We start from the raw sequence: 12,069 nt of genomic DNA on the forward strand, positions 1-12,069 counted from the left end.
CATGAGAAGCCTGTGGCGCTTTGCAGAAAACCAGGTGGGCCGGCTCTGGCTGGGCGCGGTCTATCTGTTCCTCTACATCCCGCTGTTCTTCCTCATCGTCTTTTCTTTCAACAGCACCCGTCAGGATGGCGTGTTCACCGGCTTTTCCTTGCGCTGGTATGAGGCCCTGCTGGCAGACTCCCGTCTGGTCGAGGGATTTTTCCTGTCGCTCAAGGTGGCGCTGATTACCGGCACGCTGTCGGTGGTACTGGGCAGCTTTGCCGCGTTTGTATTGGTGCGCTACCTCCGCTTCACGGGGCGCACGCTGTTTTACGGCATGGTGAATGCGCCGCTGGTGATGCCCGAAGTCATTATTGGGCTGTCTTTGTTGCTGCTGATGGTGGCTGTGCAGCGCGCGGTGGGTTGGCCCGACCGGGGCTTCATCACCATCGTGACCGGCCACACGCTGCTCGGCATGGCTTATGCCACGGTCGTGATCCAGTCGCGCCTGAGCGAGATGGACCGCTCGCTGGAGGAGGCCGCCATGGACCTGGGATGCCGGCCCATGCAGGTTTTTTTCCTGGTGACCCTGCCCAATATTGCACCGGCCCTGGTCTCGGCCTGGCTGCTGACCTTTACCCTGTCATTTGACGACGTGGTGATCTCGGAGTTTTTGTCAGGCCCGGGCGTGACGACCTTGCCCCAGGTGATTTTCAGCTACGCGCGCCGTGGCGTGAACCCGTCCATCTATGCGGCTGCGACTATCCTGATTGCCGTGGTTTCGCTGGGCATCATCACGTACAGCATCTATGTGATGCGCCGGCAGAAACGGCTGGACCGTGAAATCAGTGCGGCGGCTCGACTTGAACAGAGCTTCCCCGACCCCGCCCGGGCAGGGTAGCCAGCACCACGCCGGCCAATGCAATGGCGAATGCGCCCATCTGGGTGCCGTTCAGTGTTTCGCCCAGCACGATGACACCCACTGCTGCGGCGCTGACGGGCAGCATCACCGTGAATACACCGGCCTGGTTGGCGGGGATGGTCTTCAGCCCGGTCATCCACAGCCACACCGTCCACACGCTGGCCGCCAGTGAATAAAACAGCAGCAGCAGCCAGCTGGAGGTCTCCACACGGGCAAAGTCGAAGCTCCAGGCCATCCACAGCCCCAGCGGCGTGATCAGGGCAAAGCCCCACAGGTTGATGAGTGCGGTGATGCGCTTGGGGCTGAGCACGCCGGTGAGTTTTTTTCCGATCACGGCATAGGCCGCCTCGCACAGCACGGCGCCTACCAGCAGCAGGTTGCCCAGCCACGATGTTTTTGATGCAATATCGCCTGCTGACCCAATATGCCCGGGTGCAGGAAGCTCATTTTTTGATAGCGAAACCAGGCCGATGCCGATCACCGCGCAGGCCACCGCGCTCCACACCCGCAGGCCAATGCGCTCGCGCAGGAACAGCCAGCTCATCAGGGCCACGGCCGCGGGGATGGAGGCCATGATGACGCCTGCCGCGACCGCGCTGGTCATGCTGACGCCAAACAGCATGCAGATGGAAAACATGAAGTTACCCAGGAAGGACTCCAGAAATAGCAGGCGTCGCGTCTGGCTGCTCATGGGTGTTTCTTCAATCGGTTTTTTGAGCCAGTGCAGCATGGCGGTGCCGCCGATGCCAAAGCGCAGCCAGGCCAGCAGGAAGACCGGCAGGACGACCACCAAGGGTTTGGAAAGCGCCACATAGCTGCCCACGAGAGACATGCTGAGCGCGAGGCAGGTGTAGGCCACAAGGCGATTCATTAAACTGGGGTTTCCTGTTGTACCGGCCTTGCGGCCAGTCGGGTTGAGTTGCTGACCTGACTGTCATGCGGCTGGCATGCGCAGGTTGAAATGATGCCTTACTTTCAGCCGCTTAAGCCGCCCTGATCCGATCAACCATGTCACCACAGCCTCTGCGTCATGTCTTTGTTTACGGCACCCTGCGCCGGGGTGAAGAGCGCGATATCAATTGCCTGAAGCCTGCGCCGCGATGGGTGGGGCACGCGAGTGTGGCGGGCATCTTGCACCATCTGGGCGCCTATCCTGGTCTGGTCCTGGGCGGTCAGGGCCTGGTTAGGGGGGAGGTGTATGAAATCACGCCTGAGCTGGAACGGCAACTCGATGAAATCGAGGAGGTCTGGCCCCAACAGAGTGGCGAGTACATCCGGCGCGAGGTGCTGGTGGCGCTTGATCCCCCACCGGACCATCGACCGCCCGATGAATTGGCGGATCAATCGAGCGATCAATTGGCCGATCAATCGGGGCATCACCTGTCGCAGCCACGGCAAGACGGCCCGGGCACGGTGGTCTGCCTTCTTTATGAAATTGCCCCCGGGCGCATCCATGGCAAGCCGGTGATTGTGGGCGGCGACTGGACGCAGGCCCGGGCTGAGCGCAAGCGCTGAATCACCGCGGCAGGGCGTGTTGCGGCCAATCGGCCCGTGCCTTGCCGATCAATTCCCGGCGGAAGCTGCTGCCAGGTGCCCTTTGAGCGCTCGAATTTCATAATCCGGCAAATGTATTTCTCAATATGAAATTCAGCATTGCTGCACTGCAAAAAAATTTCTCAATACAAGAAATTAAATTTCACAATGCGGGAAATATACAAAATAGCATTGATTTTATTTAAGTTAATTTTTGTCTTATATAAGACATAAGAGCTTCACAAGGTCTTGTAGAAGACTTAAAGTAGACCTACGTTGTCAGTCACTTTTCTTCAACCTACGGAGCCCACCATGCCACAGACCCTCACTGAACAATTGAGCCGCGACCAGCAGATTTCCGCCCTCGAAAAAGACTGGGCCACCAACCCGCGCTGGAAAGGCATCAAGCGCGGCTACAGCGCCGCCGACGTGGTTCGCCTGCGTGGCTCGTTCCCGATCGAACACACGCTGGCCCGCCGTGGTGCCGAAAAGCTGTGGAACATCCTGCACAGCGAGCCTTATGTCAACTGCCTGGGCGCGCTCACCGGCGGTCAGGCCATGCAGCAGGTCAAGGCCGGCGTGAAGGCCATCTACCTGTCGGGCTGGCAGGTTGCCGCTGACAACAACACCTACTCGGCCATGTACCCGGACCAGTCGCTGTACCCGGTGGACTCGGTGCCCAAGGTGGTGGAAACCATCAACAACACTTTCCGCCGTGCCGACGAAATTCAGCACTCCAAAGGCATTGATGCCGGCGACAAAGGCTACATCGACTATTTCGCCCCCATCGTTGCAGACGCTGAAGCCGGGTTTGGCGGCGTGCTCAATGCTTTTGAGCTGATGAAGGCCATGATCAAGGCCGGGGCCGGCGGCGTGCATTGGGAAGACCAGCTGGCGTCCGTCAAGAAGTGCGGCCACATGGGCGGCAAGGTGCTGCTGCCGACGCGCGAGTCCTGCCAGAAACTGATCGCCGCGCGCATGGCGGCCGACGTGTGCGGCGTGCCTACCCTGGTGATTGCACGTACCGACGCCGAGGCAGCCGACCTGCTGACCTCCGACTATGACGAGATCGACAAGCCTTTCCTGACGGGTGAGCGCACCGCCGAAGGTTTCTACAAGACCCGCAAGGGCCTGGAGCAGGCTGTTGCCCGCGCCAACGCCTATGCGCATTACGCCGATCTGGTGTGGTGTGAAACCGGCACGCCTGACCTTGACTTCGCCAGGAAGTTTGCCGATGCCGTGCACAAGGTCCACCCCGGCAAGATGCTGGCCTACAACTGCTCGCCTTCGTTCAACTGGAAGAAGAACCTGGACGATGCCACCATCGCCAAGTTCCAGCGCGAACTCGGCGCGATGGGCTACAAGTACCAGTTCATCACGCTGGCTGGCATTCACTCCATGTGGTACAACATGTACGACCTGTCGCAAGACTACGTCAAGCGCGGCATGACGGCCTACATCGAGAAGGTGCAGGAACCCGAGTTCGCAGCGCGTGACCGCGGCTACACCTTTGTGTCGCACCAGCAGGAAGTGGGCACCGGTTATTTCGATGAAGTGACCACGGCGATCCAGGGCGGCAAGTCCAGCGTGACCGCATTGACCGGCTCTACCGAAGAAGAGCAGTTCCATTGAGCATTCACCGAGCCTTTACTGAGTTTGCGCTGGGGTATTCCCGGCTCCGACCCTGAGCGCATGGTCCGTATGTCTGGTTCCTGCCGGATGCGGATTTCAGCCCGGACAAGCCTTCAGGGGTTTGTCCGGGCTTTTTCGTCTGGCGCCTGGCGCCCTGAGGCTTGAGGCTTGAGGCTTGAGGCTTGAGGCTTGAGGCGGGTGCCATCCGGTATCGACAGACAGGTGGGTCGACCTGCCGTAAAATAGCGCCATGCAATCAATCAAACTGGAAACAGGAAGGATCGCCCGGGTTATGACACCGCGAACTAGCCCTGCGTCCGCTTCATGGAGTCATCCGGGGCGCTAGTCCGCATCCCCTGGTGATTGATAGCTACAAATTTAATAGCTTAAATTCATAGCAAAAATCCATTTCCCTTATCAAAAGCGCGGCCGGTTCCGCGCTTTTTGTTTGACAGTCCACTTTCAAAGCCTTCCCATGATTCAAATAACGCTTCCCGATGCATCCAAACGCGAATATCCCCAAGCCGTCACCGTGGCCGAAGTGGCCGCGTCCATCGGTGCTGGCCTGGCCAAGGCTGCCCTGGGTGGCAAGGTCGATGGCAAGGTGGTCGACACGAGCTACCTGATCGAGAAAGACAGCGCGCTGTCCATCATCACGGCCAAGGATGCCGATGGGCTGGAGCTGATCCGCCACTCGACGGCGCACTTGCTGGCGTATGCGGTCAAGGAGCTGTTTTCCGAGGCGCAGGTCACCATCGGGCCGGTGATTGAAAACGGGTTTTATTACGACTTTGCCTACAAGCGTCCTTTCACGCCGGAAGACCTGGCGGCCATTGAAAAACGCATGACCGAGTTGGCGGCCAAAGACGAACCGGTGACGCGCCGTGTGCTGCCGCGCGATGAAGCCGTGGCGCACTTCAAGAGCATTGGAGAGCATTACAAGGCCGAAATCATTGCCAGCATCCCTGCCAATGAAGATGTGTCGCTGTACCGGGAGGGGACGTTTGAAGACCTGTGCCGCGGCCCCCACGTACCCAGCACCGGCAAGCTGAAATTCTTCAAGCTCATGAAAGTGGCTGGCGCCTACTGGCGCGGCGACCATCGCAACGAGATGCTGCAGCGTGTCTACGGAACGGCGTGGGCCACCAAGGACGAACTGCAGCAGTACCTGACGATGCTGGAGGAAGCCGAAAAGCGCGACCACCGCAAGCTGGGCAAGGAGCTGGACCTGTTCCATATCGATGACCATGCGCCTGGCCTCGTGTTCTGGCACCCCAAGGGCTGGACGATCTGGCAGGGCGTGGAGCAGTACATGCGCAAGGTCTACCAGGACAACGGCTACCAGGAGGTCAAGGGCCCGCAGGTCATCGACAAGACCCTGTGGGAAAAGACCGGCCACTGGGACAAGTACCGCGACAACATGTTCACGACCGAGAGCGAGAAGCGCGAGTACGCGCTCAAGCCGATGAACTGCCCCGGCCACATCCTGATTTTCAAGCAGGGTATCAAGAGCTACCGCGACCTGCCGCTGCGCTACGGTGAATTCGGCCAGTGCCACCGCAATGAACCCTCGGGCGGGTTGCACGGCATCATGCGGGTGCGCGGCTTCACGCAGGATGACGGCCATATTTTTTGCACGGAAGAGCAGATCCTCAAGGAATGCGTGGACTACACGACCTTGCTGCAAAAGGTCTACACCGACTTCGGCTTTAAAAACATCATCTACAAGGTCGCTACCCGGCCCGACGCCCGCATTGGCTCTGACGAGAGCTGGGACAAGGCCGAGCAGGCCCTGATCGAAAGCCTGCGCGCTTCAGGCTGTGAATTTGAAATCTCCCCGGGCGAGGGCGCGTTTTACGGCCCCAAGATCGAGTACACGCTGAAAGATGCGATTGGCCGGCAGTGGCAGTGCGGCACCATGCAGGTCGATTTCTCCATGCCGGAGCGTCTGGATGCCGAGTATGTGGGCGAGGATGGCGCCCGCCATCGCCCGGTGATGCTGCACCGCGCGATTGTGGGCAGCCTGGAGCGATTCATCGGGATTTTGATCGAGGAACACGCTGGTGCGCTGCCAACCTGGCTGGCGCCGATTCAGGTTTCGGTGCTCAATATCACCGATTCCCAGGCTGAATATGCCCGGGAAGTTGCCAAAACGCTGCAAAATCAAGGGCTTAGGGTCAACCTTGACCTGCGCAATGAGAAAATTACGTATAAAATACGGGAGCACTCCTTGCAAAAGCTGCCTTACATCCTTGTCGTTGGCGACAAAGAGAAGGCGGCTGGAGCCGTAGCAGTGCGCGCCCGGGGTAACAAAGACCTTGGAGTAATGTCCATCGAAGCGTTTGCCCAGCAAATTGCCTCCGACATTGCACAAAAAGCCTGAACCGCTGACAAGCTGGATAAGTCTGTCGGCATTAAAGCTTCTCGTCCTTGTGGGACGGGCGCAAGCCGCTATAGCTTTTATAGCAAGCATTGAAGGATTAGAACCATCGCTACTGAATTTCGTGACCGCCGTCACCGCGAAGAACGCAAGCATCGCTTGAACCGTGAAATCATGGCCCCTGAGGTGCGCCTCACAGGGCCCGACAATGAGCCGCTGGGCATTGTCAGCATCATGGAGGCCTTGCGCCTGGCCGGTGAGGCCGACGTAGACCTGGTCGAGATATCGCCTACGGCGGTGCCGCCGGTGTGCCGGTTGATGGACTATGGCAAGTTCAAGTACGCCGAGCAGAAGAAGGCGGCTGAAGCGAAGTCCAAGCAAAAAGTGATCGAGATCAAGGAAATCAAATTCCGGCCCGGCACTGACGATGGGGACTACAACATCAAATTGCGCAACATCAAGCGCTTTTTGGAAGAGGGCGACAAGTGCAAGATTACCCTGCGCTTTCGCGGTCGCGAGATCACGCACCAAGAGCTGGGCCTGGCCCTGTTGGCGCGTATTCGCGATGAGCTGGCAGATTTGATTGTGGTGGAGCAGTTCCCCAAGCTTGAAGGCAGGCAGATGGTCATGATGATCGCGCCAGGCCGCAAGAAGCCCGGTGCGGGCAAACCGGCAGCTGAAACGGCTTCGACGCCGTCCGTAGCCTGAGGCTGGCGGGCAGAAGATATGGATAAGGGGCGCTTTGCGGCGTTCCGGTGAAAGCTGGCGCAAGCCGGCTTTCCGAAAGTAAAAGGGTCAAACCTTTTGCGACCAGTGAAAAGTCGAAAGATTTTTCACTTAACAAGTGGCTCGGGGCCATCAAGTCTGCGGAAGGTTCGCAGCGCCTCACGAGCACAAATGAAAAGGAGCATTAATATGCCCAAAATGAAGACCAAGAGCGGCGCTAAAAAGCGTTTCCGCGTTCGTCCTGGTGGCACCGTCAAGCGCGGCCAAGCCTTCAAGCGTCACATCCTGACCAAGAAGACCACCAAAAACAAACGCCATCTGCGTGGTGCGGTGACTGTTCATGAGACCAATATGGGTCACATGGCACAGATGCTGCCAGGCCAGGGCATTTAATTAACGACGAACAAGGAGTAACACATGCCTCGCGTCAAACGTGGTGTAACGGCTCGCGCCCGCCACAAAAAAGTTTTAGCCCTTGCAAAAGGTTTCCGCGGCCGCCGCGGTAATGTCTTCCGCATCGCTAAAGAAGCGGTGATGAAGGCCGGGCAATATGCCTACCGTGACCGCCGTACCAAAAAGCGCGTGTTCCGCCAGTTGTGGATCGCCCGTATCAATGCTGCCAGCCGTTCATTCGGCATGACGTACAGCCAGTTCGCCAATGGCCTGAAAAAAGCCGGCATCGAGATTGACCGCAAGGTTCTGTCCGATATGGCCATTCACGACAGCGCCGCTTTCGGCGCCATCGTCGAGCAGGTGAAAGCCAAGCTGGCTGCCTGATTTTCAGGGCAGTATGCTATTGAATAAATAGCTGCTTGCGCACGAAAATAAAGGGCTGGAGCTTGAAAAGGCTCTGGCCCTTTTTTTCATGGTCTTTTCTACAGCGCTCACGGGTTCAGGGATTGGCCGGTCTGCTTGACCGGTTGCCCGCCTGGTGAGAGTGTTGTTGAAAACGCCTGAGCTGTTTCCTTAAGTCGAACAAGAGAATGTATGAATCATCCTGATGCCCTCCACGAACTGGTCAGCAGCGCCCAAGCCAGTTTTGCGCAGGCCACCACGCCCGCCGACCTGGAAAACGCCAAGGCGCAGTTTCTCGGTAAATCGGGCCGCGTCACCGAGTTGATGAAAGGCATGGCCGCCCTCAGCGTGGAAGAAAAGAAATCCCGCGGTGCCGCCATCAACCTGGCCAAGCAGGCCATTGAAGCGGCTCTCAATGATCGCCGGCAAGCGCTCGCCAACGCCGAACTCGAAAAGCAGCTCAAGGCTGAAGCCTTGGACGTGAGCCTGCCGGGCCGCCAGCGCGCACAGGGCGGGCTGCATCCGGTGTCGCTCACGCTCGAGCGCATCGAGGCCATTTTTGGCTCCATGGGGTTTGACGTGGCGCAGGGCCCGGAGATTGAGACCGACTGGTTCAATTTCACCGCACTCAACACGCCGGAAGATCATCCGGCGCGCTCCATGCACGACACGTTTTATGTCGAAGGCGGCACCGAAGCCGCGCCCAATTTGTTGCGTACCCACACCAGCCCCATGCAGATCCGCTATGCGGTCCAGCATGTCAAGAAGCACCGCGCGCTCATTGACGCGGGCGGCCGGATGCCGGAGATTCGTGTCATTGCGCCGGGCCGCACCTACCGCGTGGACAGCGACGCCACGCATTCGCCGATGTTCCACCAGTGCGAAGGCCTGTGGATCGGCGAAAACGTGAGCTTCAAGGACCTGAAGTTCGTGTTCACCGATTTTTGCCGCACCTTCTTTGAGAGCAACGACCTGGTGCTGCGCTTTCGCCCCAGCTTTTTCCCGTTCACCGAACCCAGCGCTGAAATCGACATCCAGTTCCAGACAGGCCCGCTGGCCGGCCGCTGGCTGGAAGTGGCCGGCTCCGGCCAGGTGCACCCGAACGTGGTGCGCAACATGGGGCTGGATCCCGAGAAATACATCGGCTTTGCCTTTGGCATGGGCCCGGACCGCCTGACCATGCTGCGCTACGGTGTGAATGACCTGCGCCTGTTCTTTGACGGCGACATCCGCTTCCTGTCCCAGTTCCAGTCATAACAACAAGAAAAAGAACAAGGTAAGACCATGCAATTCCCAGAATCCTGGTTGCGCGAATTCTGCAATCCGCCGCTCAATACCCAGCAGCTCGCTGAAACCCTGACCATGGCCGGTCTTGAAGTTGAAGAGCTCAAGCCGGTGGCGCCGCCTTTCACCAAAATCGTCGTGGGTGAAATCAGGGAAGCCGCCCAGCATCCCAACGCGGACCGCCTTCGCATCTGCCAGGTGGATGTGGGCCAGGGCAGCCTGCTCACTATCGTCTGCGGTGCGCCCAATGCCCGTGTGGGCATCAAGGTGCCATGCGCGCTGGTCGGTGCTGAATTGCCGCCCGGCGAAGACGGCAAGCCTTTCCTGATCAAAGTCGGCACACTGCGTGGCGTGGAAAGCCAGGGCATGCTGTGCTCGGCGCGCGAACTCAAGCTTTCGGAAGACCATGGCGGTTTGCTCGAGCTGGCCGCAGATGCGCCCCTGGGTCAGGACATCCGCGAGCACCTGCAACTCGATGACACGTTGTTCACCCTCAAGCTCACGCCCAATCTGGCACATTGCCTGAGCGTCTACGGCGTCGCGCGTGAAGTCGCTGCCTTGACGGGTGCGCCCCTCAAGGCGCCGGCTTTTCCCGCTGTGCCGGTAGCCGATGCGACCCAATTACCCGTCAAAATCAGTGCGCCGGATTTGTGTGGCCGCTTCTCGGGCCGCGTGGTGCGTAACGTCAATACCCAGGCTGCCACTCCGTCATGGATGGTGGACCGCCTGGCGCGTTGCGGCCAGCGCAGCGTGACGGCATTGGTGGATATTTCCAACTATGTGATGTTCGAGCTGGGCCGTCCCTCGCATATTTTTGACCTCGACAAGATCCATGGCGGGCTTGACGTCCGCTGGGGCAAAGCCGGCGAGACGCTGAAGCTGCTCAATGGCAACACGGTGACGGTGGACGAGAAGGTCGGCGTGATTGCCGATGACGTACAGGTCGAATCCCTGGCCGGCATCATGGGCGGCGATGCGACCGCCGTGTCGGACGACACGAAGCATGTGTATGTCGAGGCCGCCTTCTGGTGGCCCAAGGCCATCGCCGGCCGTTCACGCCGCTACAACTTTTCCACCGATGCCGGCCACCGCTTTGAACGCGGTGTGGACCCGGGCTGCACCGTGGAGCACATCGAACGCATCAGCCAGCTGATCATCGACATTTGCGGCACGCCCGAGACGGTGTGCGGCCCCATGAACGATGCGCAGGTCAACCTGCCCCAGCCCACGCCCGTGACCATGCGCGTGGCGCGCGCGGCCAAGGTGATTGGTATGCCGCTCACGCAGGCGCAATGCCTGGATGTGCTTCAACGCCTGGGCCTGCCGGTGGCGCAAGGCGAGGGTACGCTGACGGTGACACCGCCCAGCTATCGCTTCGATCTGCAGATCGAGGAAGACCTCATTGAAGAGGTGGTGCGCATGGTGGGCTACAACGAGTTGCCCGAGACGCCGCCGCTGGCGCCCATCACGGCCCGGATCCGGCCGGAAGCCGAACGCAGCCCGTTTGCCGTGCGCCGCGCGCTGGCTTCGCTGGGCTATCAGGAGACGATCAATTTCAGCTTTGTGGAAGAGCGCTGGGAGCATGAGCTGGCCGGCAACCCCAACCCCATCAAGCTGCTCAATCCCATTGCCAGCCAGATGAGCGTGATGCGCTCCTCGCTGCTGGGCTCCCTGCTGCAGGTCCTCAAGTTCAACCTGGACCGCAAGGCTCCCCGGGTGAATGTTTTTGAGCTGGGTCGGGTGTTTCTGCGCGATGCGCAAAGCCTGAACACCGACACGACGGTGGCCGGCTTCCACCAGCCCATGCGTGTGGCAGGCCTGGCTTATGGCCCGCGCGCCGCGCTGCATTGGGGCCAGCCGGACAAGGCGGCGGACTTCTTCGACGTCAAGGGTGATGTCGAGGCCTTGCTGGCGCCATTGCAGGCTGTTTTTGTACCCGCAACCCACCCCGCCATGCACCCTGGCCGTTGTGCCAGCGTGTCGGTGGCGGGCCGGCATATCGGCTTCGTCGGAGAACTTCATCCGCAGTGGCGGCAAGGTTATGAAGTGGCCCAGGCGCCCCTGTTGTTTGAGCTGGAGCTCGACACCGTACTGCTGCGCCAGGTGCCTTCGTTCACACCGGTCAGCAAGCTGCAGCCCGTCGAGCGCGACATCGCCGTGATCGTTCAGGAAAGCGTCACGCATGCGGCGCTCATGGCGGCCGTTCATGGTGCCGACACGCGAGGCTTGCTCAAGGGTGCTACGCTGTTTGATGTCTATCGGCCGCAGCAGGCCAGTGCCGGCATGCTGCTGGGCGAGAAGAGCCTTGCTGTGCGCTTGGTGCTTTCCAGCGATGCCGCTACACTGACCGATGACGATATTGAAGCAGCCGTCCAGGCAGTGCTTGCCAATCTGCAGCAACAACTGCAGGCCCGTCTTCGTGCTTGAAGCGCGCATGCAGCCGCCACAAAAACAATAGCCGACTGGAGGATCGCCTCATGGAATTTTCTGTTGAAAGTCTGGAAACCCCAGCGCTGACCAAAGCGCATCTGGCTGAGTTGCTGTTTGAGCAGATAGGGCTTAACAAGCGTGAATCGAAAGACATGATTGACGCGTTTTTTGACCTGATTTCCGACAGCCTGGTCGACGGCAATGACGTGAAGATTTCCGGGTTCGGCAATTTCCAGATCCGTACCAAGGCGCCGCGTCCCGGCCGCAACCCGCGAACGGGTGAGGCCATTCCCATCCAGGCCCGCCGGGTGGTGACTTTTCACGCCAGCCACAAGCTTAAAGACCAAATCCAGGGCGACAGCGCTGCTGATATTGCAGAATAAATCAT

At 59.5% G+C, this 12,069-nt stretch carries 11 protein-coding genes; 10 read left to right on the plus strand and 1 reads right to left on the minus strand.

The annotated features are described in order from the left end of the window. The first annotated feature begins 1 nt into the window (after position 1). Positions 2-880, plus strand: coding sequence for an ABC transporter permease (locus BPRO_RS10440; RefSeq protein ID WP_011483024.1), 879 nt, complete (start codon positions 2-4; stop codon positions 878-880). Here BPRO_RS10440 and BPRO_RS10445 read toward each other — a convergent pair. After that, on the minus strand, positions 825-1,772 hold the full coding sequence (locus BPRO_RS10445; protein ID WP_011483025.1) for a DMT family transporter: 948 nt from the start codon (positions 1,770-1,772) through the stop codon (positions 825-827). The two genes, BPRO_RS10440 and BPRO_RS10445, sit on opposite strands and share 56 nt — an antisense overlap. A 137-nt stretch (positions 1,773-1,909) precedes the next feature. On the opposite strand from BPRO_RS10445, the gene BPRO_RS10450 reads away from it, so the two are divergent. The 9 genes from BPRO_RS10450 to BPRO_RS10490 all read left to right on the plus strand — a co-directional run bounded on the left by BPRO_RS10450 (position 1,910) and on the right by BPRO_RS10490 (position 12,064). Further along, positions 1,910-2,416, plus strand: a complete 507-nt coding sequence (locus tag BPRO_RS10450; RefSeq protein ID WP_011483026.1) for a gamma-glutamylcyclotransferase family protein — start codon at positions 1,910-1,912, stop codon at positions 2,414-2,416. 330 nt (positions 2,417-2,746) lie between these two features. Next, on the plus strand, positions 2,747-4,066 hold the full coding sequence (gene aceA / locus BPRO_RS10455; RefSeq protein ID WP_011483027.1) for an isocitrate lyase: 1,320 nt from the start codon (positions 2,747-2,749) through the stop codon (positions 4,064-4,066). 475 nt (positions 4,067-4,541) lie between these two features. Continuing rightward, positions 4,542-6,449 (plus strand): threonine--tRNA ligase, encoded by a 1,908-nt coding sequence (gene thrS, locus BPRO_RS10460; RefSeq protein ID WP_011483028.1) that lies wholly within the window; start codon positions 4,542-4,544, stop codon positions 6,447-6,449. A gap of 96 nt (positions 6,450-6,545) precedes the next feature. Beyond that, positions 6,546-7,154, plus strand: coding sequence for a translation initiation factor IF-3 (gene infC, locus BPRO_RS10465; RefSeq protein WP_081430509.1), 609 nt, complete (start codon positions 6,546-6,548; stop codon positions 7,152-7,154). A gap of 207 nt (positions 7,155-7,361) precedes the next feature. Further along, positions 7,362-7,565, plus strand: a complete 204-nt coding sequence (gene rpmI / locus BPRO_RS10470; protein WP_007870723.1) for a 50S ribosomal protein L35 — start codon at positions 7,362-7,364, stop codon at positions 7,563-7,565. Positions 7,566-7,589: 24 nt separating this feature from the next. Next, positions 7,590-7,949 carry a 50S ribosomal protein L20 gene (gene rplT, locus BPRO_RS10475; RefSeq protein ID WP_011483030.1) on the plus strand — a complete coding sequence of 120 codons (360 nt, stop codon included), beginning with the start codon at positions 7,590-7,592 and terminating at the stop codon, positions 7,947-7,949. Positions 7,950-8,159: 210 nt separating this feature from the next. Then, positions 8,160-9,224 carry a phenylalanine--tRNA ligase subunit alpha gene (pheS, locus tag BPRO_RS10480; protein WP_011483031.1) on the plus strand — a complete coding sequence of 355 codons (1,065 nt, stop codon included), beginning with the start codon at positions 8,160-8,162 and terminating at the stop codon, positions 9,222-9,224. 27 nt (positions 9,225-9,251) lie between these two features. Further along, positions 9,252-11,678, plus strand: a complete 2,427-nt coding sequence (gene pheT / locus BPRO_RS10485; protein ID WP_011483032.1) for a phenylalanine--tRNA ligase subunit beta — start codon at positions 9,252-9,254, stop codon at positions 11,676-11,678. 50 nt (positions 11,679-11,728) lie between these two features. After that, a complete protein-coding gene (locus BPRO_RS10490) occupies positions 11,729-12,064 on the plus strand; it encodes an integration host factor subunit alpha (RefSeq protein WP_011483033.1) in 336 nt (111 codons plus the stop codon). Positions 12,065-12,069: the final 5 nt, after the last annotated feature.

The sequence above is a fragment of the Polaromonas sp. JS666 genome (assembly GCF_000013865.1).
In the GTDB taxonomy this organism is placed as follows: Bacteria; Pseudomonadota; Gammaproteobacteria; order Burkholderiales; family Burkholderiaceae_C; genus Polaromonas.